The sequence below is a fragment of the Coleofasciculus sp. E2-BRE-01 genome, from assembly GCF_040221695.1.
Lineage (GTDB): Bacteria > Cyanobacteriota > Cyanobacteriia > Cyanobacteriales > Coleofasciculaceae > Coleofasciculus.
Genome location: NZ_JAVKEA010000253.1, coordinates 25,156 through 42,457 on the forward strand (window position 1 = coordinate 25,156; position 17,302 = coordinate 42,457).

Consider the following 17,302-nt stretch of genomic DNA (forward strand, 5'->3'; position numbering starts at 1 on the left):
AGGCGGGAAATATTTTAATGGAAGTTATCGCGTTTGAAAAATGTTTTGAACCATCGCCTTATCTAAACTTGCCGCCACTTGATCCAATTCAGTAATCTCACCAGCACTTAACTGCCATCCCAGCGCACCAATATTCTCCTGTGCCTGTTTCATCGTCTTTGCACCAGGAATAGGCAAAGTGCCTTTACAAATACACCAATTAATCGCCACTTGCGCCATAGTTTTCTCTTTGGAGGAAGCGATTTCTTGTAAACATCCTAAAAGCGGCTGGATTCCGGGTAATAACTGCTTAAATAACAAACGGCGTAACCCTTTCGGGAATGGATCTTTCTCAGAATACTTTCCCGTCAGTAGTCCTAACGCCAGAGGACTATAGGCAATCAGTTGAATTCCCAGTTGATCACAAACGTCTTTGATACCCAATTCGGTAACAGGATAAGTAGACAAGAGTGAATACTGGACTTGTAACGTAGCAATCGGAACCCCTCGCTCTTTAAACTTAGGATAAATTTCTTGAAGTCGTTTGGGTCCATAATTAGAGAGTCCAACTCCCTTCACCAGTCCTTTTTCGTAGAGATCAGCCAAACCATCCAAAAGCCATTCTTCTTGCCACGGTGCATAATTGGCAGTAGACCAATGCATCTGTGCCAAATCGACATTTCGTCCCAATCGTCGCGCCGAGGCTTGACAGGCTGATACCATTGAGCCGCGCGTTAATCGCCAGGGATAGGCGGCTAGCTTCGTGGCAATGCAAATGTTCTCTTGGTTTATACCAGAATAGTCGCTAGAGAATCGTCCCAGGAGTTGCTCACTGCGTCCATTTAATCTGCCTGTTCCATAGGAATCACCCGTATCAAATAAGGTGACGCCATTACTGACACACAGATTAAAGACAGCTTGCAACTCCTCATCCATGCTTTCGTCGTACCCCCAGAGTAGTCGATTTCCCCACGCCCACGTTCCGCAGCCCATGATAGGAAGGGAGAGTTTTTGGCTAGTCTGCATAATCCTACAGAATGTCATTGAACGCACCCCACTCAAATCGAAGATTCTAAGTGGGGATTCTTATGCTAGGCTTCAATCTGTGAAATCTGTGTGATCACCAATATGAAGCAGGACGTAAGCAGCAAGCCTAGATATGAGCCTTTCTGCCTAGACTTGCTGATGTCTTAGGTAACGGTTTAGAACAAATCGCAAAATTCTGCCTTCAAATCCCGCTCCATCAATGCTTCTACAGCCTCTTGGGGCGTAATTTTATGGTTGAGTAGGCGATAAACTTGCCGACAGATGGGGATGGGGATCTGCTCGCGATTGGCAATTTTAACCAGTACATTGGCTGTGTTTACCCCTTCGGCGGTACTTTGTAATTCTTCGAGAATTTGCTCCAATTTTTTCCCCTGGGCTAAACCGTAACCGACGCGATAATTACGGCTGAGTACACTACTGCAAGTCGCTAGCATATCGCCCAAACCTGATAATCCGAAGAAGGTTTCCGTTTGTCCGCCTAAGTGAGTCCCCACCCGAAGGATTTCAGTTAACGCACGGGTAATTAGGGCAGATTTGGCGTTGGTACCCAATTTTAGACCATCACAAACCCCAACCGCGATCGCAATCACGTTTTTCAGCGTTCCTCCCAGTTCGGTGCCAAGGGGATCTGGACTGGTGTACACTCGGAAGAGACTGGAGGAAAATACCGTTTGCACTTCCTCAGCGGCTGCCATATCTGTACTCGACACCACTGTGGCGGCGGGGAGTTCTTGTTCAATTTCTTTGGATAGATTGGGACCCGAAAGTACCACAATCGGATGGTTGGGAAAGTCGGCTTCCCAAATTTGCGACGGGGTACGAGTTGTCTCTGGGTCTAATCCCTTGGTGGCGGTAATAATTGTCACATAATCCGGCAAACCAATCTCTTGAATCTTAGCCGCCGTCGTCGCCACCCCTTTCATCGGAATCGCGGAGACTAGCATATCAATGTCCGCTAATACCTCTTCTAGAGATTCTTCGCTGCTGCGAGACCACAGTCGAACTTGATGATTCTTATGTCTGGCAATTGTTGCCAACGCTTTACCCCAAGCACCAGCGCCGAGAATGGCGAGGGTGGCTTCTGGCGCAGGTCTCCGATGGGAGTGTGCATGAGCTTGATTGGTTTGTGAGGTTGTATCAGCTTGAGATGAGCTGGATTGAGAATTTGAGAGATTGCTCACCATAGATCTTATATTTTGAACTCAATAATTTTGGTCAAGTTAAGGGTCAAAGGCAAAAGAAGATGATGAGTTCTTTTGCCTTTGCTGATGTGATTAACTCACTGGTTGTGTTTCTTTCTGAGTCGCCATCACGTAATCTGGAATACAATTGGCTTCCATGAAAGCGCGATAGTCCTCAACTTGGCGATCGCACTCCGCCGAACTCCAGCCGCCATATCGAGACAGGGTGTCCGTCAAAACGGGTAGAATATCAAAGCCATAGTTGGTATGCATGGCTAGGCTAGTCCGGCGACGGGCAATATCTACCAACGTCCGCGCAAATTCCGACTGCACCGCATAGATAATCTGGGCTTTAATATCGGGCAATTTGGGGGTAATCGCTTGTGCCAATTCCGGTTCTTCGTCGGTTAAGGCTAAAATATCCAACGCCTTAGCACCATAGATGTCAAACAGGTGATGGATTGTCGCCAAGGGTAATGTGGTGCGATAGTCTTGCAGCGCTTTTTCTAGACGCGGATCACTGGGTAAAATGGCTCCCGGCAAGGGTTTCTTGTCGGTGGGACAAGGGGGGGCAGATCGTCCCAACTTGCGATAAACTTTATTCACCATTTCCTCACCCACTTGGCGATAGGTGGTGATTTTGCCACCAATGAGAGAAATCAGATTACTCACACCCTCTGGGGTATGGTCATAGAGAATATGGCTGCGGGTGACACTTCCCGGTTTCTTACCCTCTGCATTGGGTAAAGGACGCACCCCAGCATAAGTAAACTTCACATCTTGGCGGGACAATTGGGCAGTGGGCAGAATTAGATTAGTTTCGGTGAGTAAATAATCAATTTCCTCGTTGTCTGCCTTAATTGAGTCAAGAGGACCTTGATGTCGCAAATCAGTCGTGCCAATCAGATACATGCCCAACCACGGCACAATAAAAAACGGACGACCATCCGTTTTGGCTTCTACATACAAGGTTGTTTCCGGTGCGCCAGGGAAGGGAGGGACAATGATGTGACTTCCCTTGGTTGGACCAAGTTTTTTCTTCTCACCGATGGGCGCTGATTGTCCATTTTTCACCCCAGACTGACAAACCTTATCCACCCAGGGACCGGCTGTATTTACAACCACGGCGCGATCGCTCCCTTGGACGGTGAATTCTTCGCCAGTTAAGACATCTTTACAGGTAACGCTGGTGATGCGACCCTCTTGGCGCTGTAATTGGGTAACTTCGGTATAATTGAGAACCGTTGCTCCCGCAAGTTCCGCACAGATAATATTCTCTAATGCCAAACGCTCCGCATACGCCACCTGACCGTCATAATATTGCGCTCCACCGACTAAACCATCGGGATCGATATGGCGAAATAGCTGCTTAAACTTCTGTTTGGGCAGCATCCGATGGGACGGTACAGTTTTCTCAAAGCTCAAGATATCATAGAGCAGCATCCCGGCTTGAATTTTCCAATAGGGACGAGAGCGATCGCTGTAGATCGGAATCGTCAGCATTAGGGGCTTGACTAAGTGGGGGGCTGTATGCAGGAGAATTTCTCGCTCCCGTAACGATTCCCGCACTAGGGCAAATTCAAAATATTCTAAGTAGCGCAAGCCACCGTGAACTAATCGCGTTGACCAACTGGTTGTACCGCCGCAGAAGTCAGCCTTCTCCAGCAAAATCGTTTTAATACCTCGCAGAGCCGCGTCTCTGACGACGCCAGCACCGTTAATGCCACCTCCAATGACAATTAAATCGTAGGTTTGGCTCTGGATGGTTTGAATATCACGCATGATCCAGTTTGAGTAACATCTAACTTCCACAGTAGTCGCGACGGCGGCAAATTAGTAATCGATAGGGGAGTTGACACTCCCCTGTCTCGCATACGCGGGGATTCTTCCGTCACAGGGAGGCAGAGTTTTACATCTTCCAGGATGGAACCTTTACCCTCAGAAAGCTTAACTTAAGTCAAAAACTCAACACTTTCTCCCGCTCCCCTGCACCCAGACGTGCCACGGCACGTCTGGAACATCAGCTTAAACAGCTACTGCTTCCTGTTGCGTCGCTGTCTGATGTTTGGTTTTCTCAAACATTTCAAACAAGTGATCTGCCCAGCACTGAATATCGTATTTGGTTACGATGTCATACATTTTCGCCATCCGTTCCTTTTGCTCCTCAGGAGACATAGCCAGCGCTTGCTCAATCGATTCATCCATGCGATCGATTGAGTAAGGGTTGGTCAAAATGGCATCCGGGAGTTCGACGGCTGCACCGACAAATTCGGAGAGGACTAATACACCTTCTTTTTTCTCGTGAGTGATGATATATTCCTTCGCTACTAGGTTTAAACCATCTCTCAAGGGCGTTGTCCAGCAGATATCGGCGGCTTTGTAGTAACAGAGCAGATCCGGTAAGGGAACGGGTTGGGTATAGAGCATAATCGGTAGCCAATCTAAGTTCCCATACCGCCCGTTAATTTTTCCAGCTAACTGCTCAATCTGGGTTTGGGCAGTTTTGTAAACCCGCATTCCAGACGCTGACGCCACACAGGTAACCAGCATGTTAATTTTGCCATGCAAGTCGGGACGACGCGCTAACAGGCGTCCATAAGCTTCTAGCTTCTCACGAGTGCCTTTCACATAGTCCACTCGTCCGGCTGAGATAATTAACTTGCGATCGCCCAAGCTTTCCTTAATTTCCTCAAACCGTTTTTGAGTTTCTGGCTTATGCAGGATAGAGAGAATTTGTTGGGGATTGGCTCCAACCGGGAAGGGATCGATGTTAACTAACTGATCCTTGTATCGTAGCTGGGTGGTCATTTCTGGCTCAGCCAATGCGATTCCCGTTGGGGTAATATGCTCAGGTACGGGTTCTTTCTTGACAATTTCCACCGGGCGTAGGCTGCGAGCCACATTGACGAAATTCTCTGAATAGCGTGGAATATGAAAGCCGACGATATCGCAGCAGAGTAAACTATCGGTAATTTCTTCCCGCCAGGGTAAGATATTGAAAATATCTACAGAGGGGAAGGGAGTGTGATGGAAGAAAGCAATCCGAGCATTCGGCTTTAGCTGCCGGATGTAGTAGGGCACTAACCATAGATTGTAGTCATGCACCCAAATTAGAGCATCATCTGCCGCTTCGTCACAGGCGGCTTCGGCAAATAGGCGGTTAATCGTGTGAAAGTTTTCCCAATCTGAGGTTTCGTAAGTGAAGTGATAGGGAAATGAATGCAGAATGGGCCAAAATGCTTCTTTCGAGGTGATGTGATAGAAATGCTTGACTTGATCTGCAGAGAGGGGAATCCGGCGAACGTTGTAGTTTGCTTCACCTTCCACAACAATCCGCTGTTCAAAGTTAGCTTTCTGTTTAGCATTCACCTGTTTCCAAGCAATCCAGGTGCCTTGATTGACGCCTGCAAAGAAGCTTTTCAGGGTCGGCACAATCCCATTGGGGCTTTTCTTTGCCCGATAATGCACTTTGCCATTTTCCACGATCTCATCATAAGGTTCGCGGTGATAAAGGATAACGAGTGATGATTTCATGCAACTACCTCCAGGTGTTTACCATTAAAATTGGTACAATTCCCGATCCCAATGCAACTTGGATGGGAAAATAATTTGATAGCTTCGATGGATTTAGGGTTGTCGAGTGTCCACAGTTATGATTTTCCCTTTTGACTTCCTACTTACTTTAATGAGTATCTACTCAAAAATGACTCAATCGTTGGCTGGAAAACCCAGTCAGTCAATAGTCTCCTGATGGGAAGTCAAGATTGAACGCATTATATCAAGTCCGGTGAATTGCCCATAATAACAATGCTTTAACCGCAAGGGTTTCGGGCTTTTTTATTAAGGGTGATGGGTCCGGACATCATATTACCCGTGTTACTTATATTACCAACAATGATGTTTTTGAAGGTTGCAATAGATAAGGTCAGGGTTGTAATATCTGAGCGCTGTAGCATTGCCGATATTGGTTTAACCCAGGCTGTTGCTGATTGCAATCCCCTAAAATCCACCGATTTAGAGCGATGGCAACTCGTTGAAACAGATTGGAAGTCATTATTAGATCGAAAATACTCTCAACAGTCTAGTTTTGATGACAAAACCGCCCATGTACGGACTAAGTTGGCTATGCCATCAAATCCTAGAGGAATTGTGTTCAACCTCGATTAGTATTTGCCGTACTCAGTACTCTGCCCATAGGACTAACGCCATAGCAGGTTGGCAAGAGTTTACTTGAGCCAAAGCTAACAACAAAACTGGGATACCTCAGAATTCAACAATAGTCTGACATCCAGTGGACAAGGATTCATCCCTTACACTCTGGTTATGGATGATATCTGCCACCGGCAGGTTTCCTTATCGAGCAGCTATCTGTAGCTACTATACTATAAAAGTATAAAAAAGTGTAAATTTTAGTAAAATTTAGCAGAATACTTCGTCCCACATTGTTAGCGATGCAGGGAGATGGGGAAGATGAGGTAGATGGGGAAGATGAGGTAGATGGGGAAGATGAGGTAGATGGGGAAGCAAATGACGAATGACAAATGACGAATGACAAATGACGAATGACAAATGACAAATGACAAATGACAAATGACAAATGACAAATGACAAATGACAAATGACGAATGACAATTAAACTATCCCCGATCGCAACGCCACCACCGCCGCTTGTACCCGGTCATCTACCGAAAGTTTGTTCATGATCCCGCGCACATGGGTTTTAACGGTATTGGCGCTGAGGTAGAGTTTAGCGGCAATCTCTGGATTACTATTGCCTTCTACGATCAGTTTTAAGACTTCTAGCTCCCGTTGTGACAAATTGGAAACATTGCCTGTGGGAGAAGGGGGAGACAGATGCTTGAGAACTTGACGACCAATTTGAGGATCGAGGTACGTTGCACCTTCAGCCGCCGCTGCGATCGCCTGGAGTAATCGTTCTACACTTGATCCTTTAATACAGTAGGCATCAGCACCGCTGGAGAGTGAGGCAATAATTTCGCGATCGGTGGTATGAGAGGTTAGGATGACCACTCTCACCTCAGGGAGTTGGGCTTTAATTTGCTGAGTAGCAGCAATCCCATCTAAACGGGGCAAACCAATATCCATGACCACGATATCAGGTTTGAGTTGTTTGGTTATTTCAATGCCCATGTAGCCATCTTCAGCTTGTCCCACCAGTTCAAGCTGGGGGTTAGTGGATAAGGATTGTTCTAAGCCAAGCTGCATCATGGGATCATCTTCCACAATCACAACTCGCAGGGGTGTGGAACTTGTTGGGGAATTAGTCGGGGAGGAAAGTTCTGAAGACATGGTTCATACCCAAGTAAGGCAGTAATGCGATCGCACTTCCGTATTTTACAAAGAAAGGATGTGTTCTTTTAGATGGATAGCCGGATGCGATCGCGCCAAACATCCCGCAATCCCCTAACCGTTGCTACATCAACCTTTTTGCAAGGCGGCAAATCGGAGCATATTTTCTTGAATTAAGAAAGAGTTTATTGTCGGTGATGCCGAGACTGATAGAGAAGACAGCGCAACTACCCATTTTTTATGGATGCGGATTTGGATCTATTGGTTCTCATCGGGTAGTGGGAGACGATACTGACGAGCAATGTAATAGAAAAAGCGATAGTAATCAGCAAATTGTTCGCTCTCACAGCGTCCCTGCCAGTTGTAGCTTACATTTTCCTGGGTCAGGGTTAGGGTCATCACACTGATATCAGAGTCAACGTCTACCTGAAGTTTACCCGTTTCACCTTGTTCAGTGAGGAAATTCTGAGCTTGAGATGGATTGAGTGGTTGGGATGTACTCTCAGGTGATGGGGTTCCGAGTTGGGCAAATTCTGCCCATCCCCTAATCTCACAGTTGGTATTCTCAGGATCACGAAAGGCTCGACCATCAAGATTGTCGGGTATGGGAAAGGGTATCCAATTGTTGGGATAGAGGAACTCAAAGTTAAAGCGGGGGTTGCGGTAGGTGTTCCAGCTTTCTGGCAAATCCACATTAGTAACCTGGCAGCTTAAGAGCAAAACAGCCAGTGGCGCGATTCGAGCAATGAATTTCCAGGTCATTTGTTTTTAGTCATTCGTCCTTTGTCATTCATTCGTCCTTTGTTCATGCATGGTTCATTGTTAATCCTCTTGCCCATCTCCCCTATCTCCCTCATCTCCCTCATCTTCCCCATCTTCCCCATCTCCCCTGCACCTCCACACCCTGGATTTATCCGCCTGATCGGGCATCAGAACCGGATAATGTAAAGAAATATTACAAAATTGCCGTCATGCTGGCTTAAGGTATTGACAGCCAGTGAAAATGCGGATAATCTGACATACATACCCGGGTAAAACGATTGAAAATAATATGCAAGACAAGCAAAAAGTTACGTTGTATCTCCCACCAGGACTTCATCGCCAGCTCAAAATCCGAGCAGCCGTTGACTCAGACTCAATGTCGGCGATGGTCGAGAGAGCAATCGTATTCTATCTACACCACCCGGAAGTGGTAGACGAGGTAGAAGCATCCTACGGGAATACTCATCGGGTATACAATTGCCCGGAATGTTCTAGCTCAGTTGTTATTCAAGATGGAGATATGGTTGCCCTAAAAAATCAGCCCAGCCTTCTGGATGATGAACTGCCTGTCGAGAAAGTGCGAGAAGAAGTTAAATCCCGTACCGATTCTCAGGGCGAAGAGGAACTTGTTCCTTGTTGATAGTGTTACAAAAACAGCTAACTGCGAGAGTTCTATTAATGATGTTTGGGCAGTGGTTGTGCCGTCTCTAAGTAGGTCGATAGTCATGCAAGAAGAGATAAGTATTCTCATTCAAGCTCAATACCCTCTAATCTACCTGGTGACGTCAGAGGAAGAGCGGACAGAACGGGCAATAGCCATGATTGCTCAAAATAAGAATCAGCAACGGCGCGTATTTGTGTGGACTGTCACCCATGGGATTGTGGAGTATGGTCAATCACGCCACATCACCCAGCACAATACAGTCTCTCCAGAAGCAGCTGTTCAATGGGTTATTCAACAAAAAGAACCTGGTATCTATATATTTAAGGATCTACATCCATTTATTGATTCTCCAGCAACAACCCGATGGCTGCGGGATGCGATCGCGAGCTTCAAGGCGGCTCAGAAGACGATTGTACTCATGTCTCCCATGCAGCAGGTGCCGATCGAGTTAGAGAAGGAAGTGGTGGTTATTGACTACCCCTTACCGGATTTAACCGAACTCAACCAAGTGCTGTCTCAGCAATTGGAAAAAACCAAAGGGCGTCGCACCACCACGGAAACGCGGGAGAAACTCCTGAAAGCCGCATTGGGTTTGACGCGAGACGAAGCGGAGAAAGTGTATCGCAAAGCCCAAGTCAAAGCTGGGCGTCTCACGGAAGCAGAAGTCGATATTGTGCTTTCTGAGAAAAAACAGCTCATTCGCCGCAATGGTATTTTAGAGTATATTGAAGAGGATGAAACCATTGATGCCATTGGTGGTTTAGAAGAGCTGAAGCGATGGCTGAAACAGCGATCGGGCGCTTTCACTGAACGGGCAAGAGAGTATGGTTTACCCCAACCCAAAGGGATGCTGATTTTGGGAGTACCTGGCTGCGGAAAATCTCTCATTGCCAAAACAACCTCTCGCCTTTGGGGACTACCGCTATTGCGGTTAGATATGGGTCGGGTGTATGATGGTTCTATGGTTGGTCGCTCAGAAGCCAACTTGAGAAATGCCCTAAAAACAGCAGAATCGATTTCACCCGCCATCCTTTTCATTGATGAGCTGGACAAGTCTTTTGCGGGAAGCAGCGGCTCGGCTGACTCCGATGGTGGCACCTCTAGCCGCATCTTTGGTTCCTTCCTAACCTGGATGCAAGAGAAAACATCGCCTGTCTTTGTCATGGCGACAGCTAACCGAGTGGAACGGTTACCGGGAGAGTTTCTCCGCAAAGGTCGATTTGACGAAATATTCTTTGTTGACTTACCGAATAAAGAAGAGCGTCAGCAAATATTTAAGATTCATCTGAGTAAGCGGCGTCGAGATATAGAGCGCTTTGATATCGAACAGTTGGCGACAATTTGTGACGGTTTTTCCGGTGCAGAAATTGAGCAAGCCCTCATCGCTGCAATGTACGAGGCATTTGCACAAGACCGGGAATTCACCCAACTGGATATTATAGCGGCGATTAAAGCCACGCTGCCGCTTTCTCGGACAATGACTGAGCAGGTCACAGCCCTGAGGGACTGGGCAAGACAGAGAGCTAGACCTGCTGCAGCCTCCGTTGCTGAATATCAGCGAATGGAGTTCTAAAAGGCTTTCTCCTGCTCCCAACAGGAGGAAAGGCTAGCAAAACTTTGCTAGCAGTTTCAAAAGACGCCGCAATTTAACAGCGGCAGACCCAAGAAAAAAGCTACGTTGTCGTTTGTTTTCTATCTCTACTGGAGGAAATCTAAAATGTCTCACTTTAGCACTCTGCGTACCAAGATCACCGATGCCGAAATCTTAAAGGCTTCTTTGAGCGATCTAGGTATTTCCGTTAAAACGGAAGCTGATGTGCGCGGCTACAACGGTCAACGTGTTCGTTCGGACATCGTTGCTGTTCTCGAAGGCGAGTATGACCTCGGTTGGTCTCGCAATGGCGATGGTTCCTTTGACCTGATCGCTGACCTGTGGGGTGTTGCTAAAAAGCACAACCAAACCGAACTGATCAACTCGATCAACCAGAAGTATGCCGTTAACAAGACCTTAGCAGAGGTCAAGCAACGTGGCTTACAAAATGCCAACGTTAAACTGGTGGTACAAAAATAGTCCATCAAGGCGTTCCCAAGCTTACGGGTTAACCAATTTATTTGGGGTTGACCCGTTTTTTCAAAAGGTTATAGAACAAAGGTTCTAGTCTTTTCCATAACATAATAACGGCGGGAAAACCTCTCATCCAGGGAGTTTCTCCGCCGTATTTTTGTATGGGCTTGGTTTTTGCGATCGCGTTCCGAACTGCGGTAGCCTTTTATTGGTGAGGAGAAGCACGCAGAGGATCGATAATCATGGTAAACTCAGTAATCCGAGTATTAGCTCGTGTCGTCGCGCATCCGGGGAAGGAAGACAAACTCAAAGCACTGCTGTTAGAAATCGTTGAAGCGACGCGCAAGGAACCCGGTTGTATCACTTACGAGTTATTACAAAGTCAGCAATCCCCACGGAGTTTGCCTTTGTCGCAGAATGGGAAAGTGAGCAAGCGTGGAGGCTACATTTGGACTCGGCTCACATTCAGCAAGCGTTTTTAGAAGGCGAAGAGTTGTTCGCTTCACCGCCAGATATTCGTCATTATGTCTTGTTAGCTTAATCGTTCTGATTCGGGTAGGGAATGATTGATTAAGTTATACAGTAGAAAAAAACTGGGTGATCAGGATACCAAATCTCTACTGTTCTCTACTGTATATTGATTTACAAGAAAACGTATGTTTGAAGATAATTTCAGATCTTCTGAAGAGGCAAACTATAGTAAACTTGACGAACTGTTAGCAGCAGGGCAGTGGCGAGAAGCAGACCAGGAAACGTTTATGATTATCTTGGAAATTACGGGTGCGGATAAACGCGGCTATTTAACGAATCAAGATATTCAGCAATTTCCTTGTCAGGAACTTCGGGCGATTGATCAACTGTGGGTTAAGTATAGCAGTGGTAAATTAGGTTTCAGTGTTCAGCAGCGGATTTATGAGCAATCAGGAAAGGATTTGATGGCATTTGCTGATCGGATTGGCTGGCGGGTGTCTAATCGGTGGCAAAGTTACAATGAGCTGATATTTAATCAGAATGCACCGATAGGACATCTTCCTGGCGGTGGAATCGTGGGATGGTTGGCGTGGGGAGACCTTCGTGATGATTTGTTTGCTCGTGTTAATGCGTGCAATCTTTAGTATAAATGTCACTATCCAAGCTAGATCCCCGACTTCTTTAAGAAGTCGGGGATCTGTGTACCTCACTTACGAATGGAAGTTCTGACTAATGCACATCAGTGTATATAACACTCAAACTTTTCCTATACCGCCGCTGTTTTATTCTCCACCGATACCTTAACCTGCGCCATAATTTCCTCCATCTGACTCACTAATTTCTTCGCCTCTTCTAGATTTTCCTGGTGGGCGTGATCATTGAGTTGACATGCTAAATCTGACATCGATTCCACCGCCACCGAAGCACTAGAACCCTTGAGTTGATGCGCTTTGTTTGCCAAAATTACCCAGTCTTTATCCGCCAATGCTTGCTGGACTTGGGTGAGAAACGTTGACCCATCATTAATAAATCCTTTGACTAATTCCAACTGAAACTCTGGATCACCGCCAGAAATCTCTGACAAGGCACTCCAATCCACGGGATCTGTAGTCGCTTCAGCCGTATTTTGGCTGTCCATCTGTTTGCTGGATTTTGCCTTATTTTCCTTGACCACCAACGACCATCGCTGTAACATGACTTTCAGTTCTTTCACCATTACTGGTTTACTCAGATAGTCATCCATTCCCGCCGCGATACATTTATCGCGATCGCCTGGCATCGCATAAGCGGTCATGCCAATTACAATCGTATGGTGGTCTGTACCTTCTCGTTGCCGTAAAGTTTGCGTGGCTTGATAGCCGTCCATCACCGGCATCTGACAATCCATTAACACAATGTCATAGTCATTCTCTGCCAATTTTTCCAGGGCTTTTTCACCATTTTCCGCAGAATCCCACTGATGACCCAGGAGGCGGACTTGATGCTGGACTAATTTCAGGTTAATTGGCGTATCTTCCACTAACAAAAGAGTTAGCGACTGCTGTGGTTCTGTTTCCGCTTTCAATTTCGATGTCTTTGCTGCTAACTCAGCAACCTCTTGTTGAAAATCCCATCCTTTGCTGGGGAGTTCCTCTTTCAGCGAGGTGGTATTTAGGTCGATATGTCCTTTTAGTTGCTCAAGGAGTTTCTCTAACTCTCCAATTAGTTTAGCGCTACTCTCGGCATTTTTTGTTCTCGCCTCATGTCGCAGTTGTTCCGCCACATCGGGCATGGTTTGCACGGCGACGGAGGAACTGGCACCTTTGAGTTGGTGGGCTTTATTGGTAACCATAACCCAGTCTTTATTCGCTAATGCCTGTTTTGCTTGGTTAATAAAACTTGCGCCTTCTTTAATAAAGCCTTGGACTAACTCTAGTTGAAATCCTGGATCACCTTCGGAGATTTCCTTGAGACGCTTCCAATCCACAACATTAGAGAGTAGACTACTCGTGGATTGAGCCGGAGAGGGACGTTCGGGTTTGGGGGAGACGCCTTTGACCACGGATGACCATCGTTCTAATACGGGTGCTAAGTTTTTCACCATGACTGGCTTACTGAGATAGTCATCCATTCCTGCAGCTAGACATTTTTCGCGATCGCCTTGCATGGCGTAGGCGGTCATGCCAATTACAATGGTATGGCGGTCTGTGCCTTCTCGTTCGCGTAAGGTTCGGACGGCTTGGTAGCCATCCATCACGGGCATCTGACAATCCATTAACACGATGTCATAGTCATTTTTGGCGATTTTGTCAAGGGCTTCTTGACCATTTTCCGCTGACTCCGACTCATGACCCAAGAGTTGCACCTGATGGCGTACCAATTTCAGGTTAATTGGTGTATCTTCCACCAGGAGAATTTTTAGGCAAGTGGTTTGGGGTACAGGTTGAGAGGGGTCAGGAATAGCCGATTGGGTACTGAACAGGGTGGCGGGAATCTCAGCCGCCAGAATTTTCTGTAACGATTCCAGCAATTGAGATTCTTTTACGGGTTTAACTAAATAATCGGCAAACCCGCTTTTCAGCAAGGGTTGGGCGGAATCCCCGGCGTGCATCGAGGTCATTAGGACTAACTTGGTTTTTGCCCAATCCGGTTCGGCGAGAATCAACCGTCCTAGGGTTGACCCATCGATTTTGGGCATTTTCATATCCAGTAGCGCCACATCATAGGGTTTACCCGCTTCGGCAGAGGCTTGCATGGCATTGAGGGCAATAATACCATTATCCGCCTCATCGACTTCCATTCCCCTGGCTTCTAACTGATACTTGACAATTTGGCGATTAATTGGGCGGTCATCGACGATTAATACCCGTTTTCCTTGCAGGGATTCCGGGGAGATTGGTAAATTACTAAAGATGCGATCGCTCTCATTCTCCTCAGTACCCACCGCTACTTTCCCAAAGGTAATTGTAAACCAGAACGTCGAACCCACACCCAGTTGACTCTCGACGCCAATCTCACCCCCCATCATTTCTACCAGTTGCTTACAGATGGCTAACCCTAAACCTGTTCCCCCATATTTGCGGGTGGTCGAGGAATCGACTTGGGAGAAGGCTTGGAAGAGTTTTCGTTGATCCTCTGGGTTAATTCCAATCCCTGTATCCCGCACGGCCAATCGCAGTTGAATCTTGTCCTGATCTGGCAATTCCTGATGCACCGACACCCGAATTACCACTTCGCCAGATTCGGTAAACTTAATCGAATTACTCACCAAGTTTGCACAAATTTGGCGCAAACGACCCACATCTCCGATGAGTCGTCGCGGTACATCCGTATCCACTAACAAGGCTAATTCTAAATCCTTGGCTTCGGCTTGGGGAGAACACAAATCTAAGACATCTTCCAACGACCGATTAATGTTCAACTCATCAACATCGAGGCGCATTTCTCCGGCTTCGAGTTTGGAGAAGTCGAGAATATCATTAATTACACCCAGTAAATGTTCACCACTGACTTGCAATGTTTTGACAAAATCCAGTTGGCGGGGATTAAGATCCGTGGTTAACAGCAATTCACTCATTCCCAACACGCCATTCATCGGTGTGCGGATTTCATGGCTCATATTTGCCAAGAATTGAGCTTTTGCCCGGGCGGCTTCGACGGCGGCTTCCCGCGCTTCTACTAATTTATTTTCATACTCTTTTCGTTCAGTCACATCCCGGTTCACCCCAATCGCGGCGATGGGTCTACCTAGGTCATCCCGCAACGGCACAACCACGGTTTCACAAACCCCTTTATTGCCATCTTTTCGGATAAATTCAATCTCCCGCGTCCAGCGTCCTTCATGGAGTAAACTATCCAGCATTTGTTGCGTTAGGGCGGTGGCTTCATCGGGTTGATAAACCATGCCACAGGTTTGACCTAATACTTCGGTTTTCTCATAGCCAAAAATACGTTCTGCTGCTGGGTTCCAGTCCAGGATATGACCCTTTAAATCGGTGACAATAACACCATCATAAATGGTTTCAAACATTAATGCTTGACGGCGCAATGCCTCATCTGCCCGCTTGCGAGCCGAAATGTCTTGAACTAAGCAAACAATTCCCTGAATCCTGTCGGCAGAATTCTTCATCACTGAGGCGGTAACAGATACGGGAACAGAAGTACCTGTTTTCGTAAAGAAGGTGGTTTCGTATCGACCTAGGAATCCACTTTGTTGCGAATCATTTGCCTGTAAATGAGCTAAAAAGTTATCTTCTTTAAAGAAACGCTCTAAGGGTTGATCTCGCAGTTCTTTGGGAGAATAACCGGATAGAAATAATGTGGCTTCATTAAAGCTTTCAACTCTAATATTTTTATTCAGGACAATGAGTCCATCACTCAACGAACTGATAATATTATCGAGATAGGATTTAGATACCGTCGTTTCTTGGAGCTGTTTACTCATCTGGTTAAAGGTATCGGCTAAGACACTTAGCTCGTCCTTGGTTTGCACCTCAACATAGGTATCGAAGTCCCCTTCACCAATTTTTGCGGCAGCTTCTTTGAGTTTAACAATCGGCTTGGTGACGCGATCGGCTAAAACGATACCGAAAATAATTGATACGGCGACAACTCCAGTAATTGCTGTGAGGTTAATAATCAGTGAGTAGGTTGAACTGCGATTTGCGGTTTGATTTTCTTCGTCTAGAGTATTCGTGTGAAAGGTAATGGCTTGATCAACAACGGCTAAAAATTGGTCTTCCGCATTCTCTAATGCTTGCCGTTTTGCCAAAATATCAGTGCGTCGGAAGTTGGTGTCATCCAACGATAAAATTTCCTGGCTTATTTCTGCCAAGAGCAATTTACTGACCTTTAATTCCCGATAAAAACTTTGCGCTTGAGATGTGTTAGCAAAGGACTGAAATTCGGCTAAATAGCGATCCAGAGCCGCAACGGATTGTTGAAAGTCAACTTTGGCTTGCTTTTCTGGTTCCTCCTCTTCAGATGTTGGCGAGGTGGTGGTCGATTTTCCTTCGATCACAGCATAACTATAGGCTTTATTGGTTAACCGTAAGGAGGCTGCCTTAATCTGATTTAATGCCACCAGTTGACGGGTAGTACCCTCGGTAATTCGATTAAAATTATCATCAACGTTTTTCTTCGTTTGAATTGTAATAATTCCCAAAACAGCGACCAGCGATGCCACCCCTAGAAAGCCTGAGATAAATTTGGTCTTCAGTTTCATAGCCGTCTCCCGTCACTATTTTATCCTTCGGATATTTATCAGAACATTCCGGATCATCAGGTGGCACAGTCTGACAAAATTTTGGCAGAAGATTAATGTCACCTGAATGGGACGTTCTCTTATACTGTAGCCGACACAGATGCAGACGAAAAGAGGAAAATTTTTGAATAAAAATTAAGTAAAGGATTGGTGAATTTTTATTTGTGCCGATTAAAATTATTGTCTTTGGGTCGAGGCGGGTTTAGCGACAAGATTAAGATACTTAGTCATTTTTCATTTATCATTTGTCATACTCGCTTCCCTTGGGCAGCAAGCTAAATCTTGTGTAAGGGTTTGAGGGATATTTACATAACTTCATGGAGTTGGGTTGATTGCCACCAATCTACTTAGGTAGAGATTGTCTCAAAAGCGAGTTTTGGAAAATAATCCTATTGGAGGAATTGACAGATGCAGTGGTTTTCCTTTAGACTTACTTCATAATGGGAAAATGTGCCGACCTATAGGGTCTAATTTCCGATTCTGATCTCATCAGGAATCAGGTTAATTGTCTGAACTTTTTTGAGCGAAAGTATTGTATTGGTGAAAATAAGCCTCAACCAACTCAAGAGACGGACGCGATC

General features: G+C 46.1%; 12 protein-coding genes and 1 pseudogene. 6 read left to right on the plus strand and 7 right to left on the minus strand.

What is annotated here, in order from left to right; all coding sequences use genetic code 11:
- Nucleotides 1–24 precede the first annotated feature (24 nt).
- From RIG66_RS33920 to ggpS, 4 genes are all read right to left on the minus strand, one after another.
- Nucleotides 25–1,005: an aldo/keto reductase gene (locus tag RIG66_RS33920; RefSeq protein ID WP_446384548.1), complete on the minus strand. Its 981-nt coding sequence runs from the start codon at nt 1,003–1,005 to the stop codon at nt 25–27.
- Between the two features lie 176 nt (nt 1,006–1,181).
- Nucleotides 1,182–2,210: an NAD(P)H-dependent glycerol-3-phosphate dehydrogenase gene (locus RIG66_RS33925; RefSeq protein ID WP_446351880.1), complete on the minus strand. Its 1,029-nt coding sequence runs from the start codon at nt 2,208–2,210 to the stop codon at nt 1,182–1,184.
- A gap of 90 nt (nt 2,211–2,300) precedes the next feature.
- Nucleotides 2,301–3,989 (minus strand): glycerol-3-phosphate dehydrogenase, encoded by a 1,689-nt coding sequence (glpD, locus tag RIG66_RS33930; protein ID WP_446384530.1) that lies wholly within the window; start codon nt 3,987–3,989, stop codon nt 2,301–2,303.
- Between the two features lie 243 nt (nt 3,990–4,232).
- Nucleotides 4,233–5,741 carry a glucosylglycerol-phosphate synthase gene (gene ggpS, locus RIG66_RS33935; protein ID WP_446384532.1) on the minus strand — a complete coding sequence of 503 codons (1,509 nt, stop codon included), beginning with the start codon at nt 5,739–5,741 and terminating at the stop codon, nt 4,233–4,235.
- A gap of 315 nt (nt 5,742–6,056) precedes the next feature.
- On the opposite strand from ggpS, the gene RIG66_RS33940 reads away from it, so the two are divergent.
- Nucleotides 6,057–6,374 (plus strand): hypothetical protein, encoded by a 318-nt coding sequence (locus RIG66_RS33940; protein ID WP_446384534.1) that lies wholly within the window; start codon nt 6,057–6,059, stop codon nt 6,372–6,374.
- A gap of 465 nt (nt 6,375–6,839) precedes the next feature.
- Here RIG66_RS33940 and RIG66_RS33945 read toward each other — a convergent pair whose 3' ends face one another.
- Nucleotides 6,840–7,517, minus strand: coding sequence for a response regulator (locus RIG66_RS33945; RefSeq protein ID WP_446384536.1), 678 nt, complete (start codon nt 7,515–7,517; stop codon nt 6,840–6,842).
- Nucleotides 7,518–7,775: 258 nt separating this feature from the next.
- Complete coding sequence (locus tag RIG66_RS33950; RefSeq protein ID WP_446384538.1) at nt 7,776–8,279, minus strand: hypothetical protein; 504 nt, start codon at nt 8,277–8,279, stop codon at nt 7,776–7,778.
- A gap of 289 nt (nt 8,280–8,568) precedes the next feature.
- On the opposite strand from RIG66_RS33950, the gene RIG66_RS33955 reads away from it, so the two are divergent.
- From RIG66_RS33955 to RIG66_RS33975, 5 genes and pseudogenes are all read left to right on the plus strand, one after another.
- Nucleotides 8,569–8,919 carry a hypothetical protein gene (locus tag RIG66_RS33955; protein WP_044206195.1) on the plus strand — a complete coding sequence of 117 codons (351 nt, stop codon included), beginning with the start codon at nt 8,569–8,571 and terminating at the stop codon, nt 8,917–8,919.
- Between the two features lie 85 nt (nt 8,920–9,004).
- Entirely contained in the window at nt 9,005–10,516 is a 1,512-nt protein-coding gene (gene ycf46 / locus RIG66_RS33960) for a stress-responsive protein Ycf46 (RefSeq protein ID WP_006100306.1), read from the plus strand.
- A 144-nt stretch (nt 10,517–10,660) separates the two neighbouring features.
- On the plus strand, nt 10,661–11,014 hold the full coding sequence (locus RIG66_RS33965) for a DUF1257 domain-containing protein (protein ID WP_006100016.1): 354 nt from the start codon (nt 10,661–10,663) through the stop codon (nt 11,012–11,014).
- Nucleotides 11,015–11,250: 236 nt separating this feature from the next.
- Nucleotides 11,251–11,549, plus strand: a pseudogene (locus RIG66_RS33970) (putative quinol monooxygenase).
- A 115-nt stretch (nt 11,550–11,664) separates the two neighbouring features.
- Nucleotides 11,665–12,123 (plus strand): GUN4 domain-containing protein, encoded by a 459-nt coding sequence (locus RIG66_RS33975; RefSeq protein WP_446384540.1) that lies wholly within the window; start codon nt 11,665–11,667, stop codon nt 12,121–12,123.
- 122 nt (nt 12,124–12,245) lie between these two features.
- Here the strand turns inward: RIG66_RS33975 and RIG66_RS33980 are convergent, their stop codons facing one another.
- Nucleotides 12,246–16,682 carry a response regulator gene (locus RIG66_RS33980; protein ID WP_446384542.1) on the minus strand — a complete coding sequence of 1,479 codons (4,437 nt, stop codon included), beginning with the start codon at nt 16,680–16,682 and terminating at the stop codon, nt 12,246–12,248.
- Nucleotides 16,683–17,302 lie beyond the last annotated feature (620 nt).